Origin of the sequence: Baekduia soli (assembly GCF_007970665.1) — a bacterium.
GTDB classification, from domain to species: Bacteria; Actinomycetota; Thermoleophilia; order Solirubrobacterales; family Solirubrobacteraceae; genus Baekduia; species Baekduia soli.
Genome location: NZ_CP042430.1, coordinates 3,643,610 through 3,668,032, shown reverse-complemented (window position 1 = coordinate 3,668,032; position 24,423 = coordinate 3,643,610). Strand labels below are relative to the sequence as shown.

Below are 24,423 nucleotides of genomic sequence, written 5' to 3'. Positions count from 1 at the left end.
TGTTCGACCGTAAATGGTCGGCACAGGGCCGGGCGCGTGCTGTCGCACTCTGTGCGGCGTGTCAGGCGCCGGGGCTGGGTACGCCGAACCTTCGGCGTCGTGGGTCTCTCCTCTGCTCTGGCCACCGGTCCGCCTTCGATAGAGCCGGGAGAAAGGCGCCATGCAGGGCGCCGACGTTCCTCTTGAAGGCCCGGATCTGACCGAAGCGATCTCGGCGGCGATGATCGCGCTGTACGCACGGGTCTATGACCACGACCGCACGTCGGCGATCACGTACATCAACGAAGACGTCGTCGTGTGCATCCTGAAGGACATCCTGACCAGCGAGGAGACGCGCCTGGTCGCCGAGGGACTTCACGGCGCGGTCATCGACAAGCGGGTTGCGTTTCAGACCGAGACCGAGGACGAGTTCACCGCGGCGATCGAACGCTTGACGCAGCGGCGGGTGGTGGCGTTCATGAGCGCCAACCAGACCTCTCCCGGCATCGCCTCGGAGCTGTTCTTTCTCGAGCCGCGCGACCCAGCGGAGCCGGCGGTCTCCGCCCTCGTCGATGTCTGATCGCGAGTGGTTGTCGCGGATCTCCGATCGCGAGCTGATGCAGCGCATCCAGCTCGACGACGCCGAGGCGTTTGCCGTGCTCTATGACCGCCTGGCCCCACGCGCACTGCGGTTGGCTCGCGCGATCTGCGTCGATCCCGATCGCGCGTGCGACGCGACGCAGGACGGATTCGTCTCCATCTGGCGCGGGCGCGCCCAATATCAGGCGCACACGGCCGATGTGCCGGCATGGGTCTTGAGCATCGTGCGTCACCGTGCGCTTGACAGCCTGCGCCGCAACGCGCGCCACGACCGCCATCGCGACCAGCTCGACGACGCCATCGACGTCGTCCCGTCGCCTGACGACGTCGAACGGACCGTCGTGGCCGACGCGGATGCCCAGCATCTGCGCACCCTGCTGGTCGATCTGCCGGTCGCCCAGCGCGAGGTCATCGCCCTGGCCTACTTCGGCCAACTGAGCCACACCGAGATCTCTACGTTGCTCACGCTGCCCCTCGGGACGGTCAAGGGTCGCATGCGTCTGGGAATGAGGCGCCTCCGCGAGCACCTCACCGCCTGAACGTTGCGCCCAGACCGAGGGCGTCATGCCAGCAGCAAGGCATTATCCGTACGCGCCGGCGCTGCGGACGATCGCGGCGTAGACGCTTTCCGGTGCGTGTTGCCACGGGGCGATGCTCAGGGCCACGTTGGTGCTGATGCGACGATTGGCCAAACGGCCGCGCTCGATCGTCGTGATCCGGGCCAAGCGCGCGGCCAGCGCCGGTGAGGCCACGAGAAAGCGGACCTCGGCGAGCTCGCTAGCGAGATAGCTAGCAACGATGCTCGCCAGCCGGCTAGCGGCCTTGGTCGCGAACTCGATCTCGATGGCGACCCGCCGGTCGCCTTGGCAGACGATGAGGTCCGGCCAGCGACGGCCGCTCTGTCCGCGATCGTCGAGGACGTCAATGCTGAAACGACCGAGACCGTCGGCCTCGCGGCCCTGGCAGTCGCGCTCGCTGAGCACCTCGACACCGGGATGCGCGGCCAGCTCGAGGCCGGCGGCGAGCTCGACAACGGCGAGTTCGTGCTCACGCTGAACCGCCGCCCGCGGTGCCTTGCGTCGCGGCCGGCGTCCGATGGCCCGCGCGCCCTTGGGGCTCAGGTAGATCGCCTTGGGTTCTGAGACGTGCGCACGCACGGCCACCACGAGACCCTCGCCCTCCAGACGGCGGACCCTGGCCCGAGCCTGCTGCACGCTGACGCCAAATCGCAATGCCAGCAGATCAACGGTCACGAACCGAAATCGGCCGATCCACTGCAGCCACCGCCGATCCCGCGCTTCCTCGTGCACCCCGCGCCGACCGCGTCGCACCGGCCAATCGCCCGCCGTGACCACCGGCCTATCTGTCGCCGCTCTCTCGTTGTCATGCATGCGCCACCGTCTGCTTCTGTCGTTGTCGTTCTTTCTGTTCAGGGTTCGCTGTACAGAGATCTCGAGCTTCTGATCTGCTCCAGGGCCCAGCACCGCCAGCCCCGCTGCCCGTCCCGCCTGGACCTGACACCGACCACCCGAGCTCTGCCACCGCTACGAAGTACATGGTGAGCGCGGGTGGTCGGGGTCAGCGCCAGGCCGTCAAACCCCGCAGTCACTGGGCGATCGGCGGTGCTGGGCCCCTCACCCGACGAAGGGTGTCCACGAAGCGATAGGACGGCGACCCGGCGGCGACCAGAACCGGCGCGACGATCGGCGATGAGGGCATCGTCGTGACGACTGCCGAGTCATATCGGGCGATCAAGCACGTGCGGGACGCGGCGAGGATCGTGGCGGATGGTGTCGGCCGATGGGGTGGAGGTGGGCGATCCCGACCGTCGGGTGGTGGCGCGCGAGCAGCGTCCATGCCGGCCGGCCCAGGCGTGACCTATGGGACGCAGCGGGCTGCACCCGATCCGTCGGTCGGTTTCGCAGGCGCCACACGGCGAGTTTCACGCGGCGTGCGACTATGTGGCGGTCCATACTTGGAGGCGAAGGCGTGCACCGTCAGCACATAGAGCTCCTGGAGGCCCGGCAGATCCTTGCCGAGCACGCCGTCCGTCCTCACCTCCATACGGTGCTGACGATCACCGAGGCGCGCATGGTGATCGACGGCGAGCGACCGGAGCGCATCGGTCGTGTCCTGTCACGACTGCGTGAGGCCCGCGCCGCGGACGGCCGGATCGATGCTTCTGGATCGCTTCGAGCGCTCGAGCGCAGCCGTAAGTACGAGGACGTGGGCGGCCTGTAGCTGCCAGCCACCGCTGGCGATGGCTGGCAGGTCTGTGGCCGCTGCGACGACCGAGCGTCGCCGCGCGGGTTACTGGATGAAGCCGGTCCCGGTCACGGCGGCGAGCACCTGTGCCTTGGTCAGCGCGGGGTTGAACGCGTCGGGTGCCGGTGCCTGGCCGGAGATGTTGCGGATCCACGCGGCGTGGCGCGCCTCGACGGGGTGGATCGAGATGGCGGCCTTGAAGATCGCGTTGGACCGGATGAACGGCGTCTGGCCCTGGTAGGCCTGCACGCCGGTGTCCTCCAGCGTGATGGCCGTCGAGGAGAAGGCGCCCTGGCTCGCGACGGCCGAGCCGAAGTCGAACGAGGGCTTCTTGACCGCGGCAGAGCCCAGCGCCTTCTTCAGCGCGGCGACGTGCGCTGCCTCGTGGGCGTGCACGGTGCGGGCCAGCCGCAGGTGCTCGCCCTTGAGGTCGGCCTGCTTGAGCGCCGCGGCGTAGAACGCGGTCTCCAGGTACTCGAGCGTCAGCGCGAAGTTGAGGATCGCGACGTCGCCCTTCGGGGTGCCCGCCGCGAGGGCGGTGCCGGGCAGGACGCTGCCGGCGACGGCCGCGCCGCCGACGGCGAGGCCGGAGGCCCGCAGGAAGCCGCGGCGCGAGGTGCGCCGGGCGTGCTCTTCAGTCTCCTGGAGGGCGCCGTCGCGGTCGAAGGCGACGACCCCGGACAGATCGACCCTGGGCTTGGTGGTGAACATGGTGTCGGTCTCCCGGGTCAGGACGTGATGAAGCCGGTCTTCTTGACCGCGCTCAGGACTTCGGACATGGACATGGGGACGCTGAACGCCTCCGGCGCGGGCTTGACGGACTTGCCCGCGTAGAGCAGGTCGCGCACCCACGCGGCGTGGCGGGCCTCGACGGCGAGGATCGCCCCGGCCGGCCCGAGCACCGCGTTCTGGTGGATGAGCGGGGCCTGGCCCTGGTAGGCGGCGACCCCGGTGTCCTCGAGGACCTTCGAGGTGCGCAGGAACGAGTGCCAGTGGCGCGTGGTGCCCTTGAAGTCGAAGCTCGGCTTCTTGACGGCCTTGGACCCGAGGACGCCCTGGAGCGTCGCCACGTGCGTGGCCTCGTGCGAGGCGACGACCTGGGCGAAGTTCAGCACGGAGCCCGTGTAGCCACCAACGGCCAGGGCCTCGGCGTAGAACGCGGCCTCGAGGTACTCGAGCGTCAGCGCGAAGTTGAGGATCTTGATGTCGTTCTTCTTTGACCCGCCGCTGCGGGCCTGGGCGACGGCCGACGGAAGCAGCACCGCCGCGGCGCCGGCGCCGGCCACGGCGCCCGCACGTCGGAAGAACGCTCCTCGGGTCGATCCCGCCTCCTGCAGTCCGGCGACGGCCTCGGCCACCGCCTCATCGCCGTCGAAGTCGACGACGCTCACCTGGTCATGCATGGGACTCCCTTGGAGATCGCTGCCCATATGCCGGGTGTTTGCGGCACGCGACGCCGAACGGATCATCACACCGGGAATGGGCGCGCCGGCGGTGTCCGATGTGGGCACCCTCCCCGGTGCTATGCCCGTCCATCACGCCGCATCGCTCGTCGCCGTCCTCGTCGCCGTCGCGCTGGCCCTGCCGGGGGGCGCGGGCGCGGCGGTCCCGATCGCCGAGCCCGACGACAGCCCGTCGGCCGCGACGGGCCCGCTGCAGCCCGGCGTGGCCTACACGGGCCAGACGGACTCCAACACCGACGAGGACTGGCTCTACATCTCCGCGGGCCCGGGCGCGGCGCAGGTGACGGTCTCGGTGTCGCAGTCCGCGCGGGGCACCTGCACCGATGATGCCGACGGGGCGTTCGCGACGCTGTACGGCGCGAATCCGGGTGTCTCGGATCCGCTCGGCCAGGCGATGGGCGCCGGCGCCGGGGCCGCGAAGCAGTTCACCGTCGCCGTCACGGGTCCGGCGACCTACTGGCTCAGCGTCGGCACCTCGTGCGCGCCGGGAGCGCCCTGGCAGGTCCAGGTCGACAGCACCGGGACGCTCACCTCCGCGCCCGCGGGGGACCCGTCGGCAGTCGCCCCGCCGTCGCCCACGGGCTCCCCGGCCGCGTCGTCGCCGAGCATGAAGTCCCCCGCACGGTGCGCACGGGCCCGGCGGTCGACGCGGCGCTGGGAGGGCTACGTCGCCGCCCATCGCCGGGCCCTGCGCCGCACCCGCGACGCCCGTGCGCGCCGCCTGCTGCGCAGGATCCTCACGCTCGAGCGGACCACCCTGCGCCATGTCCGCGCGCGGGCCGCGCTGACCTGCTGATTCCGCCTTGCTGCAGCCACGGCGACCGTTGCCGGGGCAACGATGGCGTAGAGGTGCCAACGAATGATCCGGTCTGACGAGCTCTGCGTCATCACGCGCAAGGTCGCCCTCCAGGCGTCATCCGACCCAAGGAGCACAGATGTCCGAAGAGCTCGAAGTCCTCCACAAGGCCGTCCTCAAGACCGGCGCCCCGGAGCACTCGCGGCGGAAGTTCATGATGGGTGCGGCCGGTGCGCTAGGGGGCATGGGTCTCATCGGATCGCTGCCGTCGGCGGCATCGGCGGCCACGGGTCCGGCCAACCCCAACAACACGACCCAGACGATCCTCAACGTCGCGGCGACGGCCGAGGTCCTGGCGACGATCGTCAACACGCTGGGCTACCGCCGCCCGATCGTTAAGGACAAGGTCACGCGCCGCAACATCGGCGCCGCGGCCCAGGAGGAGCTGGCGCACTACAACACGCTCATCGGGCTCGGCGCCACACCGCTGACCAAGCGGATCTGGGTCCCCAATGCCGTGCTGGCCAGCCAGACGGGTCTCCTGACGACGCTGGTCGCCGGCGACCAGATCTTCGTCAACGCCTACCTCATCGGCGTCGGCGCGTTCGCCAAGGCCGATCCCAAGCTCGCCGCCGTGCCGGCGGAGTTCATGGGCGCTGAGGCCGTGCACCGGGCACTCGCGCTGCAGTCGCTCGGTCAGCTCGGCAACGACCGCATCTACATGAAGGTCGACTTCACCGACATCCTCGACGCCGTCAAGGCACTGCAGGCCGCTGGCTTCGGCTTCGGGGCCAAGGGCGCCAAGCCCGGGCAGTTCTTCGACTTCGACGACATCACGCCGCGCACGCCGACGTTCGCCGAGGTCAACACGCCGGACCCGACGCCCATCGACGCTTAGGGCAGGCAAGCCAGTGACCCGGGAGCGTCGCGTGGCGCTCCCGGATCACCCGGCGAGTCGCCGCGCGACCCGCAGCCGGTGACATCCGTGACCGGGCTCCGCAGGGGCGGAATGCCAGCCGCTCAGCCGGGCTGTCATCCCCTCAACGCATCGCGAGCCGGGTTCCAGCGATGAGTGCTGCGGCGTAGGCGCCTTCGCCCAGACCAAGTGATGGCTGTTGCGACGAGGCTTGCGACCTCTGTCCCTGTTTCTGTCCCCGGCGTGCCTCTGTCTGAGCTTTGGACTCGGCCTCGCGGGACCCAACGGGTGCTAGGATTTCGCTCTGCAGAGCCAAACCGGATCGAATGAGACTAAGCGGAATGACCCATTCCTGCGCTCATAATCCGTCTGATGGGGGTTCGAGTCCTCCCCGGCCCATGGCCTCCCTCGGCCGGCTGAATCTCTTGATCCGTGTCAGGCAACACGCCAGACGCGCCCGGATCAGCACCGATGATCTCCGGCCGGGCCGGTGCCGGCGTCCCTCGTATGCGGTGGCGGCCGGCCCCTCTGCCAGCCGCCACCTAGACCGTTGCCGTCGCCCGTCTCGAAGCTCAGCGAGGTAGAGCGCGGCATGTTGGAGATTCCCGGCCCATGCCTCTGGTAAGCGATGATCAACGGCGTCGGAGGATCGGACCACGGAGCCCGCCCGCGGCCGGGTCGATGACATCTCGGGCATGGCGACTCCCCGTCGGCGGCCAGCACGAACGAAGGCGGAGACCGAAGTAGCTCACCTCCGGCGAGACGGCGACGGGGACGGCCCGTCGTCCGTCGTCTACGGCGGTCGCATGGCACCCAGCGCCGCGGGAGGGGGACCCTGCCGGCTGTCCGGAGCTCTGAGGATCCGACTCGGGCGGCCGGCGGCACCCTTCCCGGTACGTTCGCGGCGGTGTGCGTCTCGGGGCCAGGTCGCGCACCAGAGCGTGCCGGCCCACGTGCTGTCGCCGACCTCAGTGGTTGGCGACCCCCAGGCCCGGGAACGCCATGGGCAACCGAGCGAAAGGACGGCTGCGATGAGCGACATGTGGGCGTATCGCGAGCAGGACTGGTCGACCGAGAGCCTCGTCGGCTTCAGCGTGCAGGCTTCGGACGGCGGCATCGGCAAGATCGACGAGGCCAGCAATGACGTCGGTGCGAGCTACATCGTGGTGGACACCGGCCCATGGATCTTCGGCAAGAAGGTGTTGTTGCCTGCCGGGGTGATCGACCGCGTGGATCGGGCCGAGGAGACGGTGTACGTCTCGCGCAGCAAGTCCCAGATCAAGGACTCGCCGGAGTTCGACGCGGACGAGTACCGCGACGTCGGCTACCGCGACCGCGTCGGGAGCTACTACGAGATGCAGGGACCTGGCGCGATGTAGCCGTGGCCTCTGAGGAGCGCGCTGCACGAGGTGGGCCATCGGTGGAGGTGGCCCATCTGCGCGTCACGGGTCGACGATTCGGGCAGTCCCCCGGTCCGGCTGATTCGTCGGGGTTCAACCAACCGGCTCCCGCGGTGAGGCCCCGAGCAGAGCGGCGACGCGCCACCATGCTCGGGGGGTCGGTCGACGGGACGGCGCGCGCCGATGACCTCGGGGAGTGACGGGCATCGAGGACTCCCGCGCGATGGTCCACGGCGCCGCCGCGATCCACGGCGGCGCGGCGCCGCTCGACCTGCCCGGTGCCACGCCCGGCGACCACCGCTGGTGGATCCTCACCGGTCGCGGGCCCGGCTGGCGGTGATGATCCTCGGGTCCTGAGCCGCCCGGGCCGCGCCGTGCGGTAGCGTCGATCCCATGGGACGGGGGAGCTGATGGCCGCGCATCGGATCGGCCGCGAGCAGGTCATCTGGTCGTTCGGACCCGACCTGCAGCCCGTGCTGGAGGTCGAGCCCGGTGACGTCGTGACGTTCGAGACCAACGACTGCTTCTCGGGGCAGATCACGAGCGAGCGCGACCTCGTCACCGAGATCGACATGGGGCGCATCAACAGCGCGACCGGCCCGGTGGCCGTGCGGGGCGCCGAGCCGGGCGACTCGCTCGTGGCCGAGATCCTCGACGTGCGGCCGGTCCAGTGGGGCGTGGCGACGCTGATCCCGGGGTTCGGTCAGCTCAGCGGGCTGGTGCAGGCCCCCGTCACGCGCATGTTCGAGGTCCGTGACGGACTCGTGCGCATGAACGACCGCGTGGCGTTCCCGGCGATGCCGATGGTCGGGGTCGTCGGCGTCGCGACCGGGGGCGAGACCCTGGCCAACGGGCTGGCCGGCCGGCACGGCGGCAACCTCGACGACCACTGGCACGGCAAGGGCGCGCGCATCTTCCTGCCGGTGCGCCAGCCCGGCGGCATGTTCGCGGTCGGCGACATGCACGCGGCGATGGGCGACGGGGAGATCTGCTTCACCGGCGTCGAGATCGCGGGGGAGGTCGACGTTCGCTTCGGCGTCGTCAAGGGCCGCCAGGCGACGTGGCCGGTGACCGAGCTGCACGACCGCTGGGTGCCGCACGCCACGGCGCCGGACTACGCCGAAGCGCTGCAGCTCGTCTCCGAGGAGGCGGCGCGGATGCTCGTCGACGAGCACGGCTTCACGATCGAGGACGCGTTCATCTTCCTGTCCGTCGCGTGCGACGCGGGCGTAGCGCAGGGCTGCAGGCCGGCCGAGGGCTTCGGCACGATCGCGCGCTTCGCGATCCCCAGGATCGACGCCTGCCCCGGTCCGTTCCGGGCCTGAGGTGCGGTGACCCGCGAAGCGTGAGCGGTGCGCTGGGGCTGACGGTCGCCGGACGCCGCCTGGAGGCCGCGGCCTGGGACGGCGACGAGGACCGCGCGGCGCTCGTGCTCCTGCACGAGGGCCTGGGCTCCGTGGGGCTGTGGCGCGCGTTCCCGGAGGCCCTGGCGGCCGCGACCGGGCGCCGCGTGCTGGCCTTCTCGCGCTTCGGGCACGGGCGCTCGGACCCGCCGCCGGCGCCGCGCACGGCGGCCTTCTTCGCCCAGGAGGCGCTCGACGTGCTGCCCGCCGTGCTGCGCGGGCTGGGGGCGGAGCGGCCGATCCTCGTCGGGCACTCCGACGGCGCGTCGATCGCGCTCATCCACGCGGGCGCCCGGCCCGTCACCGGTGCCGTGCTCATCGCGCCGCACGTGTTCGTCGAGCCCGTGACCCTGGCGGGCATCCGCGCCACGCGCGAGGCCTACCTGCACGGCGGGCTGCGCGAGCGCCTGGCCCGCCACCACGACGACCCCGACGCCGCGTTCGGCGGCTGGTGCGACGTCTGGCTCGGGCCGGGCTTCGAGCGCTGGGAGCTGACGGCGGAGATCGCCCGCCTGCGCGCGCCGACGCTGCTGCTGCAGGGCGTCGACGACCAGTACGCGACGCTGGAGCAGCTGGACCGCATCGAGCGCGGCGCGCCGGCCGCCGTCGCGCGGGTCGAGCTGCCCGCGCGCCACAGCCCGCACCTCGAGGCGCCGGAGGAGACGGTCGCGGCGATCGCCGCCTTCGCCGCCGGCCTGGGCTGACGCGCCCAACGATCACCGCGCGCCGAGCCGGTAGGTTGCATGCGCCACCACCGCCCGGGCCTCCCGGCCCGGACCGGGCCAAGACGTCATCGGAGGGTCACGTGAGCATGGACGAACGGTCGCTGTCGGAGACGGTGCGGGGCCTGAACGCCTCGGTGATCTGCGACGCGCGCGGCAAGCGCCTCGAGGACGGGCTGGATCCCGCGATCCGCTGCCTGCACGGCGGCGCGACGATCGCCGGGCCGGCCGTCACCGCCCGGTGCGAGCCCGGCTACGGCAGCGCGTTGATGCGCGCCCTGCTGGCCGCGGGGGAGGGAGACGTCCTCGTCGTCCAGGGCCCCGGGCCGCACGCCTACCTGGGCGAGCTGCTCGGCGCGGAGGCCGCCCGGCGCGGGGTCGCCGCCATCGTCCTGGACGGCAACGTCCGCGACATCGCCAAGCTGCGCGAGCTGCCCATCGCCGTCTACGCGCGCGGCACGACGCCGCTGGCGGGCAAGCCCGGCCCGGGCGAGATCGACGTGACCCTGACGATCGGGGCCGCCACGGTGGCCCCCGGCGACTGGATCATCGGCGACGCCGACGGCCTCATCGTGGTCCCGGCCGACGAGCTGCCCGCGGCGCTGGACCGCGCCGCCGAGATCGAGGCCCAGGAGAACGCCGTCTGGGAGCGCGTGCGCGCCGGCGGCGCGATCCTCGACGAGGAGGGCTCCTACGGCGAGGCCCTGCGAAAGCTGGCGGCGCAGGCATGAGGGTCGCGATGGTCGGCGCGGGCGCCATGGGCTCGGTCTACGGCGGGTTCCTCGCGCTGGCCGGCCACGAGGTGACCTGGGTCGAGCTGTGGCAGGAGCACGTCGACGCCATCAACGCCGACGGCCTGCGGATGACCTGCGGCGACGAGGAGCGCGTCGCGCGCGGCCGCGCGATCGCCGACGCCGCGCAGCTGGGCCCGGTCGACCTCGTCATGATCTGGACCAAGGCCTATGACACGGCGCAGGCCATGCGCGACATCGCCCCGGTCCTGGGCCCCGACACCGCGGTGTGCACGCTGCAGAACGGGCTGGGCAACGTCGAGGTCATCGAGGAGCACGTCGCCCCCGAGCGCGTCGTCTACGGCGTCGCGGCCGTCGGCGCGGTGCTCGCCGGGCCGGGCCACATCTCGGTCTCCGACGGCGCCTGGGGCGGCGAGTCGATGACCTGGGTGGGCACCCGCCACCCGGATGGGCGCGGGATCGTCGAGCGCACCGCGGCGATGCTGACCGACGCCACGCTGCCGACCGAGGTCCGCGACGACATCGACGTCCTCGTGTGGAACAAGCTGGCGATGGCCGCCGCGATGTCCTCCGTGGCCTCCACGACGCGCCTGCGCATGGGCCTGGTCCTGGACTCCCCGGGCACGTTCGCGCTGCTGCGCACGCTGACCGAGGAGATCGTCGCCGTCGCCGCGGCCAAGGGCATCCCGCTGGACCCCGAGGAGGCGCTGACCCGCAACCTCACGGCCTACGAGCACGGCCGCGAGCACCTGCCCTCCATGCTCCAGGACGTCATCGCCCGACGGCGCACGGAGGTCTCGGCGCTCACCCGCGCGATCGCCGACGAGGGCCAGGCGCTCGGCGTGCCGACGCCGGCGCTGACGACGCTCGCCGCGCTCATCGAGGCGATCGAGGCCAACTACGACGGCCAGCGCTTCCCGGAGCCCGCCGTGCGCTGAGCCGCCGGAGCGCCGGTCCATGGGCGCCAGGGCGCGCCCCGGTCGCGCCGGCGGACACGCCGGTCAGGGACGGCTCTGGACCGCATCGGCCGCGGCGGCCTGGCGCCCGCGCCACCAGACCATGCCCGCCAGGGCCAGGGAGCCGAGGACCAGCAGCCCGATCGCGAAGCCACGCGCGGTGGGCAGCAGCCCGTCATGCACCACGAGCACTCCGGCCAGCACGGCCGGCAGCGACATCGCCAGGTAGGCCACGAGGTAGATCACCGCGATGACGCCCGCCCGCTCGTGGGGCGCGGCGAGCGGCGCGACGGCGTTGACGACGCCGTGGAAGCCCGCGCCGTAGCCGATCCCGCCGACGGCGACGCCGGCCAGGATGAGCACGACCGAGCGCACCTCGAGCCCCGCGAACGTGAGGCCGACGCCCAGCAGCAGCGCGGCGGCGGCCGACACCATCACCTTCTCGGCCGCCGTCGTGCGCAGCGCGGCCACCGACACCGCGCCGAACCCCGCGAACAGCGTGAGCGGCAGCGCCCCGAGCACGGGCGAGCGGGAGTCCGCGACGAGGTGCACGAGCGACGGCCCCACCGACCCGTAGAACCCGGCCATGGTCCACGTCGCGACGAGCGCGGGGACGGCCACGAGCATCGCCGGCCGCGTCGCCGGCGGCAGGCTGAACCCCGGGCGCAGCGACGCCAGCGCGCCGGGCATCCGCCCGACGGACTCGGCCATGAGCAGGACCCCGGCGGTCTGGATCGCCAGGATCGCGGCCAGGATCCAGAACACGAGGTGCGTCGGGCTCGGCAGGTGGGCGATGAGCAGGCCGGCGCCCAGCGCGCCGCCCGCGGTGCCCATCGGGGGGTACACCGCGTTGGCCACGGTGCCCCGCGGCTTGTCGATGTCCAGCAGCCCGGCGCCCGCCGCGCCCAGTGCGCCGCCGGTGCACAGCCCCTGCAGGACCCGGGCCCCGAGGAGGACCGGCACGTCGCCGGCGCGGGCGAACACCACCATCGCCACGGCCTGGCCGGCGACCGCGACGACCAGCACCCGCTGGCGCCCGATGTAGTCCGACAGCGAGCCGACGGTGAGCAGCGCGGCCAGCAGCGCGATGCCGTAGGCGGCGAAGATCACCGTGATCGAGATCGCCGAGAAGCCCCACTCGGCCTGCCAGATCGAGTAGAGCGGTGCGGGCGCGGCCGAGCTGGCCAGGAACGTGACCATGATCGAGGCCTGCAGCACGAACGCCGCGCGGCCCGAGATGCGGCCCGCGAGGCCAGGACCCGGTGTGGCCCGGACCCGGGTGCGTGGCTGTGGCGGCGGTCCGGGCAGGCAGGGGAGTCTCGCGCACCCGGAGCGCCGGCGTCCGCCACGACTCCTCGCGCCGTGCAGCCCGTCAGGCGTCGCGGCGCACGAGCCCGATCGCCGCCGCGGCCACCGCCACGGCCGTGTAGCCGCAGAAGAGGGCGAAGCCGCCCCACGGCGACAGGTGGTGCGAGCTCTCGAACACGACGGTCGTCACCGTCGTCCCGGCGTTCAGCGGCAGGTACGGGCTGATCGCGTCGGAGATGCTCGCGGGCAGGATCGCGGTGATCCCCGGCAGCACGAACAGCAGCGCGACGAACAGCGCGATGCCGCCCGCCGTGCTGCGCACCAGCGCGCCGAGGGCGACGCACATGGTCCCGAGCATGGTGAGGTACAGCGCCGTGCCGAGCACGACGCGCAGCGCACCGGGGTCGCCGAGCGAATGCTGGAGGCCATGGCCCGAGACCACGGCCTGCACGCCGAGGAACGAGACGAGCGTGGCGACGAGCATGAGCACGAACGTCACGGCCGCGTACACGCCCATCTTGGCCCAGAGCACGGGCAGCCGGTGGGGCACGGCCATGAAGCTCGACCGGATCATCCCGGTGGAGTACTCGCCCGAGATGATCAGGACGCCGAGCACGCCGATCGCCAGCTGGGCCAGGTGCCAGCCGCCGACGGCCGGGTCCAGCGAGGTGTAGGTGGCGCGCTCGTGCGGGCGCAGGTGGTCCCAGCGGTTCATCTGCACGGCCGCCACCAGGATGCCCAGCCCGGCCATGGCGACGAAAGCGGCCAGCAGCGACCATCGCGTCGAGCGCAGGGTCCACAGCTTCGTCCACTCCGAGCGCAGCACCCGCACCTGGGTGACCGCGCCGCGGCGGCCGCGGGCAGCGGCGACGGCGCTCCCGGGCTCCGCGAGGGCGGTCATGCCGCGTCCTCGAGCTCGCCGGGACGCAGCGCGCCCGCGTGGTACTCGACCGCATCGCCCGTGAGCCGCATGAACGCGTCTTCCAGGGAGGCCTGGCGCGGCGTCAGCTCGTGCAGGACCAGGCCGTCGCGCGCGGCGAGCTCGCCGATGCGCTCGCTGGCCATCCCGTGCACCTCGAGCACGTCGGGCTCGGGGGCCGCCACGGTCACGCCCTCGCGGGTCAGGGCGGCGCGCAGCCGCGCGGCATCGGGCGTGCGCACGTGCACGGCGGCGTCCTGGGAGGCCTGGGCGACGATCTCGGCCACCGTGGTGTCGGCGATGAGCCGCCCGCGGCCGACGACGACGAGGTGCTCGGCGGTGAGCGCGATCTCGCTCATGAGGTGCGACGACAGGAAGACCGTGCGTCCCTCGGCGGCCAGGCCCGTGAGCAGGGTGCGGATCCACAGGATCCCCTCGGGATCCAGGCCGTTGGCCGGCTCGTCGAGGATGACCGTGGCGGGATCGCCGAGCAGCGCCGCGGCGATGCCCAGCCGCTGGCCCATGCCCAGCGAGAAGCCGCCGGCGCGCCGGCGGGCCACGGCCTGCAGCCCGACGAGCTCGATGACCTCCTCCACGCGCGAGCGCCCGATGCCGTGCGTCTGGGCCATCGCGAGCAGGTGGTGGTAGGCGCTGCGCCCGGTGTGGACGGCGCGGGCCTCGAGCATCGCGCCGATCTCGTGCAGGGGCGCCGGAAGGTCGCGGTAGGCGCGGCCGTTGACGGTCACCGTGCCGGACGTCGGCGCGTCGAGGCCGAGCATCATCCGCATGGTGGTGGACTTGCCGGCGCCGTTCGGGCCGAGGAAGCCGGTGACGATGCCCGGCCGCACCGTGAACGTGAGGTCGTCGACGGCGAGCGTGTCGCCGTAGCGCTTGGTGACGTGCTCGACGGTGATCAGGGCGTCACCCGAGTCGCTCGGGCGGAGCGGGTCGGTCCATGGGCACAGGCTCGCATCGGGCGCATGACCACCGCCTGAACGGCCACCGCGACGCCAGTTGTCCGTACAATCGGACTTCATGGCGCTCGGCCTCCCGATCTCCCATCAGCCCAATGTCCCCGGACGGGGGATCGTGGCCGGCTACGGACCGCGCTTCTGGGGGCTGGTCGTCGCGATCGGCGTCGCCTCCGGCGTGGCCGCGGGCGCCTTCGTCCAGCTCCTGGACCTCGTCGAGCGGGTCGCCTGGTCGCACGACGCGGGGCGGCTGGCCGACGCGGTGCGCGCGACGTCCCCGATCCACCACGTCGCGGTGCTCGCGCTGGGCGGCCTCCTCGCGGGCGCCGGCATCGTCGCCCTGGCCCACCGGGCCCGGCCCGGCGCCGTCGAGATCTCCGAGTCGCTGTGGCTGCGCTCGGCGCGCCTGACGATCCCGGGCAGCCTGGCCCGCGGCACGCTGTCGGTGGTGACGATCGGGCTGGGGTCGTCGCTGGGCCGCGAGGCCGCTCCGCAGCTGGCGGGCGCCGCGGTGGCCAGCCGGGCCGCCGACCGCGTGGGCCTTCCCGCCTGGCAGCGGCGGCTGCTCGTGGCCTGCGGCGCGGGCGCCGGCATGGCGGCGGTCTACGACGTGCCGCTGGGCGGGGCCCTCTTCGCGCTGGAGGTGCTGCTCGGCACGATCACGCTGCCGCTCGTGCTCCCGGCGCTGGCCACGGCGCTGGTCGCCACCGCCACCGCGTGGCTCATCCTGCCCGACCGGCCCACCTACGCCGTGCCGAGCTACGGCACCAGCGCCTCGCTGCTGACCTGGGCGCTCGTCGCGGGGCCGGTCGCGGGGCTGGCCGCGGTGCTCTGGGTGCGGATCGTCGCCCGGGCCGCGGCGCTGCGCCCGCAGGGACGCGGCCGGGTGGCGGTGCCCGCCGCGGTGTTCGCGGCCCTGGGGGCCGTCGCCATCACCTACCCGCAGATCCTCGGCAACGGCCGGGACATCGTCGCGCTGGGCACCGTGGGCGGCCTGTCGGTCGGGCTGCTGGCCGTGCTGCTCGTCCTCAAGCCCCTGGCGACCGCGGCCTGCCTGGGCAGCGGCGCGCCCGGCGGGCTGTTCACGCCGACGCTGGCCTTCGGGGTCCTGCTCGGTGGCCTGCTGGGCCACGCCTGGACGGCCGTGTGGCCCGGCGCGCCCGCCGGGGCCTTCGCGCTCGTCGGCGGGGCCGCGGTCCTCGCGGCCGCGATGCAGGCCCCGCTGACGGCCGTCGTCCTCATGCTCGAGCTGACCCGCAACGCCGACGGGCTCATCGTGCCGATGCTGCTGGCCGTCACGGCCGCGACCGTCGTCGCCCGCCTGCTCCAGGCGCCGTCGATCTACGCGGCGCGCCTGACCGACACGGCCGCCGAGCGCCAGTGCACGGTCGAGGCCGAGTGGGACCGCCCTCCCGTCCCCGAGCCCGCCGGGGCCGCGCGGTGACGCGGATCCGGCTGGACCGCACGGGGCCCATGCCGCTGTGGGCCCAGGTCCACGCACACCTGCGCGAGCGCCTGGAGGCCGGGGAGTTCGCCGGCGGGTTCCCGACCGACCACCAGCTCGTGCAGGCCTACGGCGTCTCGCGCCAGACCGTGCGCGAGGCGGTCCGGCGGCTGGCCGACGCCGGGCTGCTGGAGCGCGAGCGCGGCCGCGGCACCCGCGTGCGGCCGTTCGAGTACCTCGGCGGCGGCCTGGAGTCCCTGCACGAGCAGATCGAGGCCCAGGGCGCCGAGCAGCGCAGCGTGGTCCTGGAGGCCGGCCGCGTCACCGACGCGGCCGTCGCCGCGCGTCTGGGCCTGGACGCCGGGGCGACGCTCGTGCACATCGCGCGCCTGCGCCTGGCCGACGGCGAGCCCGTCGCCCTCGACGACGCGTGGCTGGACGAGGCGCTCGGCGCCCCGCTGCTGGACGCCGACCTGACGCACAGCGGCATCTACCCGCTGCTGCGCGAGACGACGGGCGTCGACGTCGACGGCGGCACGGAGCGCCTCACGCCGATCGTCCCCACGCCGGCGCAGCGCGCCGCGCTGGGCCTGCCGCGCGGGACCGCGGCGTTCTCGGTCGAGCGCCTGACCCGCCACGGCGAGCGCCCCGTCGAATGGCGCCGCACGCTCGTGCGCGGCGACCGGTGGACGATCACGCTCGAGCTCTCGCGGGCGCCGGCGCGCCCGCAGGGTGGCCTGCCGTGGACGCCCGTGGCGCCGGGCTGAGCGCCCGGCTGCGTACCGCGGGGGTGGAGAAGCCGCGGCCCGGTCGTCAGGATCGGCCCATGGAGCGCCAGGAGTGCCCGGAGTGCCACGCGTCGATCGTCCTGCGCGGCCGGGCGCCGGGTCCGAGCACGATCGCGCGGGGCGGGCTGCCCGAGGACGCCGAGATCGTCGAGTGCGTCAACGGCCACATCTTCTGCGTCGAGGCGGAGGAGCTGCGCCCCGTGCGCATGAGCTGAGCCCTAGCGCAGCGGCCTCAGCACGAGCTCGTAGGGCGAGTCGCCGTAGTCGACGACGACGTCGTAGCGCCCATGCACCTCGATCGTCTTGCTGCCGGCGCGCGCCGCCCGCTGGAACAGCGGGATCCGCCGCCCGGGGCCGTCGGCGACCGCCTGCTCCAGGCGCGCGGTGAACGGCACCTCCTGGCGGAAGTCGACCCCGTCGCCGAACTGGGCGAAGCTGATGCGGTAGCGCCCGTCCAGCGTGTAGGGCCCGTGGGAGTCCGGCGCGTAGTCGCCGCGGACGGTGATCGTCCCGGCCCGCTGAACCGAGCGCTCCGCCTTCGGGACCGTGTGGACGACGGGCGCGGGCGCCGGCGCGCCGCCCCCGGCCCCACCACATCCGCAGGCCACGGTGGCGGCGAGGAGCAGGAGTGTGGTTGGATGACGCCAGTGCATAGGAAGAGCCTAGGTATCAACCCCCGCCGACTCCTCGGTGGCAGGGTGGGCGCCCTGGTCACCCACCTGGCGGGGCGGGCGCCCGGCGGGCTGCCCGCCCCCGTCGGCCTCGACGCGGCCGGGCTGAAGCTCGACACCCACCTCGAGGAGCCCGCATCGTGAAGCGCCTGCTGCTCGCCGGCGCGGTCGTCGCCGTGTCGCTGGCCGCGCCCTCGGCCGCCAGCGCGCTGAACGTCTACGCGGCGACCTCGCTGACCAACGTGATGCCCGAGATCAGGCGCGACGCGTCCTACTCCTTCGGCGGCTCCCACACGCTCCAGCTCCAGATCGAGCGTGGCGCGCCCGCCGACCTGTTCCTGTCGGCCGAGCCCGCTGAGGCCCAGGCCCTGTACCGCGAGGGCCGGTGCGCGCGGCCGGTCACGATCGCCACCAACAAGCTCGTGCTCATCGTCCGCCAGGGCGACCCGCAGCACGTCGGGTCGGTCTACGGGCTGCGCAAGGGCGGCCTGAACCTCTCGATCGGCAACGCCTCGGTGCCCGTCGGCGAGTATACCCGCCGGCTGCTGCGCCGGCTGCGTCTCACGAGCGTGCTGAGCGCCAACAGCGTCTCCCAGCAGTCCAACGTCGGCCAGGTGCTCTCCCAGGTCGCCTTCGGCGGCGCCGACGCCGGGTTCGTCTACGTCACCGACGCCCGCACCCAGCGCGACCGCATCGACAGCCTCTCCATCCCGCAGTGGGCCCAGCCCGCCGTGCGCTACCAGGGCTGCGTCGTCCGGCGCGGTGGCGCCGACACCGCGGGGGCCACCAGCCTGCTGGACGCGATCCGCTCCTCGCGGGGCCGCGGCCTGCTCAGGCGCTTCGGCTTCGGCCTGCCGCCGCGGCCGTGACGCGCCGGGCCGGCACCGCGCTGGCGCTGGGCGTCGTCGTCGCGTTCCTCGTCGTCCCGGTGGCGGCGCTGCTCGTCGAGGCGCCGCTGGGCCGCCTGCCGTCGCTGCTGGGCACGCGCGTGGTCCGCGACGCGATCTGGGTGACCGTGCGCGCGAACCTGGCCGCCAACGCGCTCGTGCTCGGGTTCGGGACGCCCGCGGCGTGGCTGCTGGCCACGCGCCGGTTTCCCGGCCGCGCGCTCGTGCTGACGCTCTGCGAGCTGCCGCTCGTCCTGCCGCCCGCCGTCGCGGGCATCGCGTTGCTCAGCGCCTACGCCCAGGGCGGCCTGTTCGGCGACGCGCTGCAGCGCGCGGGCGTCGTCCTGCCCTTCGGCCCGTGGGCCGTCGTGCTCGCCGTCGCCTTCGTCGCCTCACCGTTCTACCTGCGCCAGGCCGTCGCCGCGTTCGAGGCCGTCGACGGCGACCTGACCGATGTGGCCCGCACGCTCGGCGCGTCACGCACGCGCACGTTCTGGCGCGTCGTCCTGCCCCTCGCCTCCGGCGGCCTCGTGGCCGGCTGGGTGCTGGCCTTCGCCCGCGGAGTGGGCGAGTTCGGCGCGACGATCATCTTCGCCGGCAACGTGCAGGGCCGCACGACGACGCTGACGCTGGCGGTCTACCAGGAGCTCGACAGCAACCTCGACGTGGCGGTGGCCATGGGCGTCCTGCTCGTGGCGCTCAGCGCGGGAGTGCTGCTGTCGTACAAGCTCCTGGAGACATGGCGGTCCTCGACGTCGACATCACGTGTGAGCTTCGCGCCTTCGCCGTCGAGCTGAGCCTGGCCGTCGGCGAGGAGGTGCTGGCCCTCGTCGGCCCCTCGGGGTCGGGCAAGACGACGGTGCTGCGCGCCGTGGCCGGCCTGCACCGGCCCGACCGCGGGCACATCGCCTGCGGTGGCGAGACGTGGTTCGATCGCGGCCGCGGCGGCCCCGCGATCGACGTCGACGCCCAGCGCCGGTCCGTGGGCTACGTGCCCCAGCACCACGCGCTGTTCCCGCACCTGACGGTGGCGCGCAACGTCGCGTTCTCCGGTGCCGACGCCGCGATGGTCGACTCGCTGCTGGCGCGCCTGCGCATCGCCGAGCTGGCCGGCGAGCGCCCCGCGCGCCTGAGCGGAGGGGAGCGCCAGCGCGTCGCGCTGGCCCGCGCGCTGGCGCGGCGACCGCGCGTCCTGCTGCTCGACGAGCCGCTGGCGGCCCTGGACGCCCACACGCGGGTGCTCGTCCGCGACGAGCTGGCCGCCGAGCTCGCGGGCCTCGGGATCCCGTCCGTGCTGGTGACCCACGACTTCGCCGACGCGGCCGCGCTGGCGGGCCGCGTCGCGGTCATCGCCGAGGGTCGCCTGCGCCAGCTCGGCAGCCCCGCGCAGCTGCTGGCCGCCCCGGCCGACCGCTTCGTCGCGGCGCTGACGGGGGCGAGCGTCGTGCGCGGGCGCCCCGGCGCGGGCGGCCCGCGCCTCGGCGACGGCGGCGAGCTCGAGGTCGCCGTCCACCCCTGGGACGTCGAGGTGCGCCCCGGCGCCGGGCCGCCCGGGACGCTCTCGGGGACCGTCGTGAGCACGGCGTTGGAGGGCACCCGCGTCCGGGTCCGCGTCGGCGGCTGGGTGGGCGAGGCCGCCTCGGCGCAGGGCCTGGAGCCCGGCCGCCCCGCCCACGGCGTGGTGCGCCGCGCCCACGTGCTGGGGGCGTAGGCTCGCTCCCACGACCGTCGTGCTGCTCACGGGGGCCACGCAGGGCATCGGCCGTGCCGCGGCGCCGGCGCCGATACCGCGGAGGCGATCCAGCGCGCCGAGGCGGCATGCACGGGGCCTCGAGCGCGGCGAGCCGCATCTCATGGACCAGTCCGTCGCGGGGCCGCGGCCACGACTCCGCGCGGGGCCCGATGCGGAGCGGCGGCGCGCCATCGAGGCATCCGCCGAGCGGTCAGCGCCGTTACACCACCACCATGAAGACCAAGATCATCACCATGCTCGCCGTGTCCGGCGCCGCCGCCCTCGGCGTCAGCGCCTGCGGCTCGAGCGACGACTCCGCCTCGTCCTCCTCCACCGGCTCCTCGGCCGCGTCGTCGGCCCCCGCCGCCGTCAAGCCGCTGGCCAGCATCCCGACGCTCTCGGGCCGCTCCACGCAGGTCGCCCTGGACGCGGACTTCGTCGGCGCCCTGAAGACCCTCAAGCTCGCCCCGGCTCCGATCGGCACGGCGAAGATCAGCAGCGCCGGTGTCGCCTCGTTCCCGATCACGGGCGGCAACGTCACGTACTACAGGCCGGGCTCCATCAGCCCCTACGTGCAGGGCGAGGTCGATCACGCCGGCAGCGGCCTGAGCCTCACCGGCGGCGGCAAGGTCGTGCGGCTGACGAACTTCGTCATCGACCCGGGCAAGTCGGTGCTGACGGGCAAGGTCACCGTCGACGGCAAGACCGCCGCGGCCAGCGCCCCGCTGTTCTTCCTCGACGGCCGCACGCTCCAGCCGCTGAAGACCGGCGCCGACGGCACCGCGATCCTGCAGGGCACGACCGTCAAGCTCAAGGCCGAGGCCGCCCAGCTGCTCGACACGACGTTCGGCACCGACGCGCTGAAGGCCGGCCTGGTCATCGGCGTCGCCAAGATCACCGTCAACACCGCCTAGCCCCCCGCGCGGAGGCGCACGACCCGCCCCGGGTCGTGCGTCCACGTCCGGTTCGCCGCCGTACATCGGACGCTCAACCCCGTCCGGGCAGCGCCGATGTGACGGGGGAGGACATGCACGACGTCGCCGCCACCCGGGTCGTTCGCGGGCTCGAGTCCATCATCGACGCGGTCGCCGGCGTGCTCGCCGAGCAGTCATTGGATGCGACCCTGCTGGCGATGGCCGGCGCCCTGAAGGGCATCGTGCCGTTCACGAGCCTGGCCGTCTACGAGGTCGACCCCGAGGGCCGGCGCCTCGTCCCCGTCTTCGCCGAGGGCCTGTACGTCGAGGAGACGCTCTCCGACGCCCCCAAGATCGACCACTCGATCACCGGCAAGGTCGTGCGCTCCGGCCAGCTCGTGCACCTCGAGCCCGGCCACCCGTGGTTCGGCCGCTACATCATCGAGGGCACGCCGCAGGACCAGGAGGCCATCGTCTTCTGCCCGCTCATCGTGGCCGACCGCGTCATCGGGACACTCAACGTGTGGCGCGAGGCCGTCGCGCCGGGCTTCGGCGACGCCCCGCCCAGCTTCACCCCCGACGAGGCCCGGCTCATCCGCCGCTTCGCCACGCTGGCCGCCCTGGCCTACGACAACGCCCGGCGGCGAGAGCTGCTCTCCGCGCAGGCGCGGACCGACGACCTCACCGGCCTCTTCAACCGCCGCCACTTCCACGAGCGCCTGGCCAACGAGCTGGCCCGGGCCGAGCGCGACGAGACGCCCGTCGGGCTCGTGCTGCTCGACGTCGACGACTTCAAGCGCGTCAACGACGAGTACGGCCATTGGGTCGGCGACCGCGTCCTGGTCGCCTTCGCCGCCGTGCTGCGCGAGGGCGTCCGGGCCGGCGACGTGCTGTGCCGCACCGGGGGCGAGGAGTTCGCGGTGATCCTGCCCGGGGCGGGGGAGGTCGAGGCCGTCGAGGTCGCCGAGCGCCTCGTGGCCGCCGTCCGCACCGCCGCCTGGGGCTTGCCGCTGCCGACGACCGCCTCGGCGGGGATCGCCGTCGCGCCGGGCGATGCCCGCTCGGTCGCCGGGCTCTTCCGCGCGGCCGACGAGTGCCTGCTCGAGGCCAAGGCGCGCGGCAAGGACCGCGTGGCCGTCCGCGTGGCCTGAGCCGCCCCGGCCGCCTCAGATGCCGGGCGCCACCGTGCCGCGGATGCGCGCCCGCGCCTCGTCGGGGGCCATCCCCGTGCTCCGCAGCAGGTCGACGGCCGTCGAGCGGATCTGGCCGACGATGACCGACACCGACAGGTTGGAGGTCTGCTCGAGCACCGCGCTGGCCCGCCGCGCCGCCCGCACCGCGGGGTCGACGACCGCGGCCGATCGCGCGGGGTCCCCGAGCCAGGGGTCCAGGCAGGCGACGGCCTCGCGCAGCTCGCCGACGGCCTCCACGACACCGGGCGGGACGCGGTCGCCCACGTCGATGGCGCGCATCGCCCCGCGGGCCAGCACCCGCACGTTGCGCACGGCGAGGTCGAGCTGGCCGCCGGCCTCGCTGTAGACGGCCAGCGGGCCCCGGGCGCTGCGGCGCTGCGGCGCTGCGGCGGCCGTCTCGCGCCCGATGGTCAGGGCCTCGAGGAAGCGTTGGGTATGGGCATCGATCGCCCGCGCGCGCACCAGCGCGGCACGCGCGCCGTCGGGGTCGCGGGCGCCGAGCGCCGCGGCGACGTCGTCGAGGACGCCGGCCAGCTCGCGCAGCACGGGCTCGGCCTCCTGGCGCGCCAGGCGCACCGGGTCGATCGGAAGGATCACGAAGTTCAGCACGAGCGTCACCCCGCAGCCGATGAGCGCGTCGGCCGCGCGGCTGAAGGAGAGCCCGTTCGTGGGCGGCTGCAGCGTGACGACGAGGATCGCCGACACCGCCATCTGGTTGACCAGGAGCGGCCCACCGCCCAGGAACACGGCCAGCGCGGTGGCCAGGAGCACGATGGCGACGAGCTGGGGCAGGCCCGAGCCGAGCTCGAGGACGAGCACGTCGGCCAGGGCGATGCCCAGCGCCACGCCGACCATGAGCTCGATCGCGCGCTCCAGGCGCGCGCCGACGGTCAGGCCCAGCGAGATGATCGCCGCGACCGGGGCGAAGAACGCCCCGCGCCCGCCGACGACGTGGCGGGCGATCTCCCACGAGACGCCGGCGGCCAGCGCTCCGAGCACCAGCGTGGGCCCGAGCGCGCGCAGGCGGTCGAGGCGGTCGCGGAGGCTGACCCGCGACCGCTCCGCGGCCACTTCGAGGGCATCGCGGGAGCGCACGGTGCCCGCACGGTACCCCCGCGGCCGCCGTCCCACCCCGGACAGGGCGGGTGCGCCGCGGTTTGCCCGCCGCGGTGCGCCGGGCACGTCCGTCGATACACACGAGGGACGCAACTCGGCGCCATACCCCCGCCACATCCCTCGTCCCGCAGGCCCCACTGGCGGAAACGACGCGGGCCTGCGCTGTCGAGCATCGCGCCCGGTCCACCGACCGGGCGCGATCTCGTTCCGGGCCCGGACGTGGTCCGTCGCGCGGATTCGGGAGGACTCTCCTCGCACGGCGTCGAAAGACCGACCGCCCATGAAGAGGACGGCTGCGACCATCACTGCCCCGCCGCACGAGGCGCGGGGCCACCAGACCCTTTCCGCGTACATCCAGGCGCGGTTCGACGAGTTCTCGCGATCGCAGAAGGACGTCGCGCAATACATCGTCGACCATCTCGATGAGGTGGCCTTCCAGACCGCCGAGGAGCTCGCCCGCCGCGCGAACACCTCGAGCTCGACGGTCGTCCGCTTCTCCCAGGCGCTGGGCTTCGAGGGCTTCCCCGAGCTCCAGCACGCCGCGCGGGAGGAGTACCGCCGCAAGGTCGCGGCGGGGACGGCGGGCGTCGGGATGGCCGGATCGCCGGAGCCGCTGTTCTCGCTCGACCAGAACGAGTTCGAGACCGCGATCGTCGCCGACCACCAGAACGTGGAGGAGACCGCGCGCCGCGTCTCGCGCTCCGACGTCGAGGCCGCGATCGACGCGATCGTCGAGGCCGACCGCGTGCTCGTCTGCGGCACGGACCAGATGGCGTTCTTCGCGAGCTACCTGCGCCACCTGCTCATGCTCCTGGACCTGCGCGCCGAGATCGTCGCCAGCCCGTCGCAGGAGGCGCTGAGCCGCCTGGGCCGCATCGACGAGGGCACGCTGGTCATCGGCCTCTCGGCCGGGCGCCCGCACCCGCTCGTCGTGCGTGCCATGAAGCTGGCGCGCCATCGCAAGGCCCGCACGCTGTCGGTCGTCGACGCGACGCTGTCCGAGGTCGCCAAGCTCTCCCAGATCAAGCTGTACTACTCGAGCAACTCGCCGGCCTACGTGCGCTCGCACACGGCGCTGCTGTCGATCATCCAGGCCCTGGCCTACGGGGTCTACAGCCGCGACGCCGACCAGTACGCCGATCGCATCAAGGCCTTCCGGCTCAAGTAGCACCAGCGCGCCGCGCCGGGTGGCGCTGCTGCACAACGGCGCACCGGAGCGCGCGAGTTC

28 protein-coding genes are annotated in these 24,423 nt (G+C 73.6%); 20 read left to right on the top strand and 8 right to left on the bottom strand.

What is annotated here, in order from left to right:
• Nucleotides 1–160 precede the first annotated feature (160 nt).
• Together FSW04_RS17615 and FSW04_RS17610 are read left to right on the top strand one after the other, a co-directional pair.
• Nucleotides 161–559: a Na-translocating system protein MpsC family protein gene (locus FSW04_RS17615; RefSeq protein WP_146921579.1), complete on the top strand. Its 399-nt coding sequence runs from the start codon at nt 161–163 to the stop codon at nt 557–559.
• A complete protein-coding gene (locus FSW04_RS17610; RefSeq protein ID WP_146921578.1) occupies nt 552–1,118 on the top strand; it encodes an RNA polymerase sigma factor in 567 nt (188 codons plus the stop codon). Before FSW04_RS17615 ends, FSW04_RS17610 begins: the two co-directional genes overlap by 8 nt.
• A 42-nt stretch (nt 1,119–1,160) precedes the next feature.
• Here FSW04_RS17610 and FSW04_RS17605 read toward each other — a convergent pair whose 3' ends face one another.
• Nucleotides 1,161–1,832 (bottom strand): replication-relaxation family protein, encoded by a 672-nt coding sequence (locus tag FSW04_RS17605; protein WP_187368876.1) that lies wholly within the window; start codon nt 1,830–1,832, stop codon nt 1,161–1,163.
• Nucleotides 1,833–2,568: 736 nt separating this feature from the next.
• Between FSW04_RS17605 and FSW04_RS17600 the strand changes: the two genes are divergently transcribed.
• A complete protein-coding gene (locus tag FSW04_RS17600) occupies nt 2,569–2,820 on the top strand; it encodes a hypothetical protein (protein WP_146921576.1) in 252 nt (83 codons plus the stop codon).
• Between the two features lie 69 nt (nt 2,821–2,889).
• Here the strand turns inward: FSW04_RS17600 and FSW04_RS17595 are convergent, their stop codons facing one another.
• A complete protein-coding gene (locus tag FSW04_RS17595; RefSeq protein WP_146921575.1) occupies nt 2,890–3,555 on the bottom strand; it encodes a ferritin-like domain-containing protein in 666 nt (221 codons plus the stop codon).
• Nucleotides 3,556–3,572: 17 nt separating this feature from the next.
• Nucleotides 3,573–4,247, bottom strand: a complete 675-nt coding sequence (locus tag FSW04_RS17590) for a ferritin-like domain-containing protein (protein WP_187368875.1) — start codon at nt 4,245–4,247, stop codon at nt 3,573–3,575.
• A gap of 121 nt (nt 4,248–4,368) precedes the next feature.
• Between FSW04_RS17590 and FSW04_RS17585 the strand changes: the two genes are divergently transcribed.
• The 8 genes from FSW04_RS17585 to FSW04_RS17555 all read left to right on the top strand — a co-directional run bounded on the left by FSW04_RS17585 (nt 4,369) and on the right by FSW04_RS17555 (nt 11,234).
• Entirely contained in the window at nt 4,369–5,103 is a 735-nt protein-coding gene (locus tag FSW04_RS17585; protein ID WP_146921573.1) for a hypothetical protein, read from the top strand.
• Nucleotides 5,104–5,242: 139 nt separating this feature from the next.
• Nucleotides 5,243–6,001, top strand: a complete 759-nt coding sequence (locus FSW04_RS17580) for a ferritin-like domain-containing protein (RefSeq protein WP_146921572.1) — start codon at nt 5,243–5,245, stop codon at nt 5,999–6,001.
• A 1,049-nt stretch (nt 6,002–7,050) separates the two neighbouring features.
• Nucleotides 7,051–7,398 carry a PRC-barrel domain containing protein gene (locus tag FSW04_RS17575; protein ID WP_146921571.1) on the top strand — a complete coding sequence of 116 codons (348 nt, stop codon included), beginning with the start codon at nt 7,051–7,053 and terminating at the stop codon, nt 7,396–7,398.
• 217 nt (nt 7,399–7,615) lie between these two features.
• Nucleotides 7,616–7,759, top strand: coding sequence for a hypothetical protein (locus tag FSW04_RS26240; RefSeq protein ID WP_187368874.1), 144 nt, complete (start codon nt 7,616–7,618; stop codon nt 7,757–7,759).
• A gap of 70 nt (nt 7,760–7,829) precedes the next feature.
• Complete coding sequence (locus FSW04_RS17570) at nt 7,830–8,744, top strand: acetamidase/formamidase family protein (RefSeq protein WP_146921570.1); 915 nt, start codon at nt 7,830–7,832, stop codon at nt 8,742–8,744.
• Between the two features lie 20 nt (nt 8,745–8,764).
• Nucleotides 8,765–9,526: an alpha/beta fold hydrolase gene (locus FSW04_RS17565; RefSeq protein ID WP_228430536.1), complete on the top strand. Its 762-nt coding sequence runs from the start codon at nt 8,765–8,767 to the stop codon at nt 9,524–9,526.
• 107 nt (nt 9,527–9,633) lie between these two features.
• Nucleotides 9,634–10,275 (top strand): RraA family protein, encoded by a 642-nt coding sequence (locus FSW04_RS17560; protein WP_146921569.1) that lies wholly within the window; start codon nt 9,634–9,636, stop codon nt 10,273–10,275.
• Complete coding sequence (locus FSW04_RS17555) at nt 10,272–11,234, top strand: ketopantoate reductase family protein (protein ID WP_146921568.1); 963 nt, start codon at nt 10,272–10,274, stop codon at nt 11,232–11,234. Before FSW04_RS17560 ends, FSW04_RS17555 begins: the two co-directional genes overlap by 4 nt.
• A 63-nt stretch (nt 11,235–11,297) precedes the next feature.
• Here FSW04_RS17555 and FSW04_RS17550 read toward each other — a convergent pair whose 3' ends face one another.
• The 3 genes from FSW04_RS17550 to FSW04_RS17540 form a co-directional block, all read right to left on the bottom strand.
• On the bottom strand, nt 11,298–12,470 hold the full coding sequence (locus FSW04_RS17550; RefSeq protein ID WP_146921567.1) for an MFS transporter: 1,173 nt from the start codon (nt 12,468–12,470) through the stop codon (nt 11,298–11,300).
• Between the two features lie 154 nt (nt 12,471–12,624).
• Entirely contained in the window at nt 12,625–13,461 is an 837-nt protein-coding gene (locus FSW04_RS17545; protein WP_146921566.1) for an ABC transporter permease subunit, read from the bottom strand.
• Nucleotides 13,458–14,396, bottom strand: coding sequence for an ABC transporter ATP-binding protein (locus FSW04_RS17540; RefSeq protein ID WP_146923822.1), 939 nt, complete (start codon nt 14,394–14,396; stop codon nt 13,458–13,460). Before FSW04_RS17540 ends, FSW04_RS17545 begins: the two co-directional genes overlap by 4 nt.
• Before the next feature lie 118 nt (nt 14,397–14,514).
• Between FSW04_RS17540 and FSW04_RS17535 the strand changes: the two genes are divergently transcribed.
• Genes FSW04_RS17535 through FSW04_RS26235 form a run of 3 tightly spaced genes read left to right on the top strand, consistent with a single transcriptional unit; the run spans nt 14,515 to nt 16,897 of the window.
• Complete coding sequence (locus tag FSW04_RS17535; RefSeq protein ID WP_146921565.1) at nt 14,515–15,894, top strand: chloride channel protein; 1,380 nt, start codon at nt 14,515–14,517, stop codon at nt 15,892–15,894.
• A complete protein-coding gene (locus tag FSW04_RS17530; protein ID WP_146921564.1) occupies nt 15,891–16,661 on the top strand; it encodes a GntR family transcriptional regulator in 771 nt (256 codons plus the stop codon). Before FSW04_RS17535 ends, FSW04_RS17530 begins: the two co-directional genes overlap by 4 nt.
• A 59-nt stretch (nt 16,662–16,720) precedes the next feature.
• Nucleotides 16,721–16,897: a hypothetical protein gene (locus tag FSW04_RS26235; protein ID WP_187368873.1), complete on the top strand. Its 177-nt coding sequence runs from the start codon at nt 16,721–16,723 to the stop codon at nt 16,895–16,897.
• 3 nt (nt 16,898–16,900) lie between these two features.
• On the opposite strand, the gene FSW04_RS17525 is transcribed toward FSW04_RS26235, so the two are convergent.
• Nucleotides 16,901–17,335, bottom strand: coding sequence for a hypothetical protein (locus FSW04_RS17525; protein ID WP_146921563.1), 435 nt, complete (start codon nt 17,333–17,335; stop codon nt 16,901–16,903).
• Between the two features lie 158 nt (nt 17,336–17,493).
• Between FSW04_RS17525 and modA the strand changes: the two genes are divergently transcribed.
• The 5 genes from modA to FSW04_RS17500 all read left to right on the top strand — a co-directional run bounded on the left by modA (nt 17,494) and on the right by FSW04_RS17500 (nt 22,037).
• Nucleotides 17,494–18,222 carry a molybdate ABC transporter substrate-binding protein gene (gene modA / locus FSW04_RS17520; RefSeq protein ID WP_146921562.1) on the top strand — a complete coding sequence of 243 codons (729 nt, stop codon included), beginning with the start codon at nt 17,494–17,496 and terminating at the stop codon, nt 18,220–18,222.
• A complete protein-coding gene (modB, locus tag FSW04_RS17515; protein ID WP_146921561.1) occupies nt 18,219–19,037 on the top strand; it encodes a molybdate ABC transporter permease subunit in 819 nt (272 codons plus the stop codon). Before modA ends, modB begins: the two co-directional genes overlap by 4 nt.
• On the top strand, nt 18,980–19,951 hold the full coding sequence (locus FSW04_RS17510) for an ABC transporter ATP-binding protein (protein WP_146921560.1): 972 nt from the start codon (nt 18,980–18,982) through the stop codon (nt 19,949–19,951). Before modB ends, FSW04_RS17510 begins: the two co-directional genes overlap by 58 nt.
• Nucleotides 19,952–20,205: 254 nt before the next feature.
• Nucleotides 20,206–20,886: a hypothetical protein gene (locus FSW04_RS17505; RefSeq protein WP_146921559.1), complete on the top strand. Its 681-nt coding sequence runs from the start codon at nt 20,206–20,208 to the stop codon at nt 20,884–20,886.
• Nucleotides 20,887–20,999: 113 nt separating this feature from the next.
• Nucleotides 21,000–22,037, top strand: coding sequence for a GGDEF domain-containing protein (locus FSW04_RS17500; RefSeq protein ID WP_146921558.1), 1,038 nt, complete (start codon nt 21,000–21,002; stop codon nt 22,035–22,037).
• A gap of 15 nt (nt 22,038–22,052) precedes the next feature.
• On the opposite strand, the gene FSW04_RS17495 is transcribed toward FSW04_RS17500, so the two are convergent.
• Complete coding sequence (locus FSW04_RS17495) at nt 22,053–23,174, bottom strand: FUSC family protein (RefSeq protein ID WP_187368872.1); 1,122 nt, start codon at nt 23,172–23,174, stop codon at nt 22,053–22,055.
• A 301-nt stretch (nt 23,175–23,475) separates the two neighbouring features.
• Here FSW04_RS17495 and FSW04_RS17490 point away from each other — a divergent pair, with 301 nt between their 5' ends.
• Nucleotides 23,476–24,363 (top strand): MurR/RpiR family transcriptional regulator, encoded by an 888-nt coding sequence (locus FSW04_RS17490; protein ID WP_146921556.1) that lies wholly within the window; start codon nt 23,476–23,478, stop codon nt 24,361–24,363.
• Nucleotides 24,364–24,423 lie beyond the last annotated feature (60 nt).

Coding starts and splice junctions, on each gene's coding strand:
- FSW04_RS17615 (WP_146921579.1), top strand. CDS start 161: ATGCAGGGCGCCGACGTTCCTCTTGAAGGCCCGGATCTGACCGAAGCG.
- FSW04_RS17610 (WP_146921578.1), top strand. CDS start 552: ATGTCTGATCGCGAGTGGTTGTCGCGGATCTCCGATCGCGAGCTGATG.
- FSW04_RS17595 (WP_146921575.1), bottom strand. CDS start 3,555: ATGTTCACCACCAAGCCCAGGGTCGATCTGTCCGGGGTCGTCGCCTTC.
- FSW04_RS17590 (WP_187368875.1), bottom strand. CDS start 4,247: ATGCATGACCAGGTGAGCGTCGTCGACTTCGACGGCGATGAGGCGGTG.
- FSW04_RS17585 (WP_146921573.1), top strand. CDS start 4,369: ATGCCCGTCCATCACGCCGCATCGCTCGTCGCCGTCCTCGTCGCCGTC.
- FSW04_RS17580 (WP_146921572.1), top strand. CDS start 5,243: ATGTCCGAAGAGCTCGAAGTCCTCCACAAGGCCGTCCTCAAGACCGGC.
- FSW04_RS17575 (WP_146921571.1), top strand. CDS start 7,051: ATGAGCGACATGTGGGCGTATCGCGAGCAGGACTGGTCGACCGAGAGC.
- FSW04_RS17570 (WP_146921570.1), top strand. CDS start 7,830: ATGGCCGCGCATCGGATCGGCCGCGAGCAGGTCATCTGGTCGTTCGGA.
- FSW04_RS17560 (WP_146921569.1), top strand. CDS start 9,634: ATGGACGAACGGTCGCTGTCGGAGACGGTGCGGGGCCTGAACGCCTCG.
- FSW04_RS17555 (WP_146921568.1), top strand. CDS start 10,272: ATGAGGGTCGCGATGGTCGGCGCGGGCGCCATGGGCTCGGTCTACGGC.
- FSW04_RS17545 (WP_146921566.1), bottom strand. CDS start 13,461: ATGACCGCCCTCGCGGAGCCCGGGAGCGCCGTCGCCGCTGCCCGCGGC.
- FSW04_RS17535 (WP_146921565.1), top strand. CDS start 14,515: ATGGCGCTCGGCCTCCCGATCTCCCATCAGCCCAATGTCCCCGGACGG.
- FSW04_RS26235 (WP_187368873.1), top strand. CDS start 16,721: ATGGAGCGCCAGGAGTGCCCGGAGTGCCACGCGTCGATCGTCCTGCGC.
- FSW04_RS17525 (WP_146921563.1), bottom strand. CDS start 17,335: ATGCACTGGCGTCATCCAACCACACTCCTGCTCCTCGCCGCCACCGTG.
- FSW04_RS17510 (WP_146921560.1), top strand. CDS start 18,980: ATGGCGGTCCTCGACGTCGACATCACGTGTGAGCTTCGCGCCTTCGCC.
- FSW04_RS17505 (WP_146921559.1), top strand. CDS start 20,206: ATGAAGACCAAGATCATCACCATGCTCGCCGTGTCCGGCGCCGCCGCC.
- FSW04_RS17500 (WP_146921558.1), top strand. CDS start 21,000: ATGCACGACGTCGCCGCCACCCGGGTCGTTCGCGGGCTCGAGTCCATC.
- FSW04_RS17490 (WP_146921556.1), top strand. CDS start 23,476: ATGAAGAGGACGGCTGCGACCATCACTGCCCCGCCGCACGAGGCGCGG.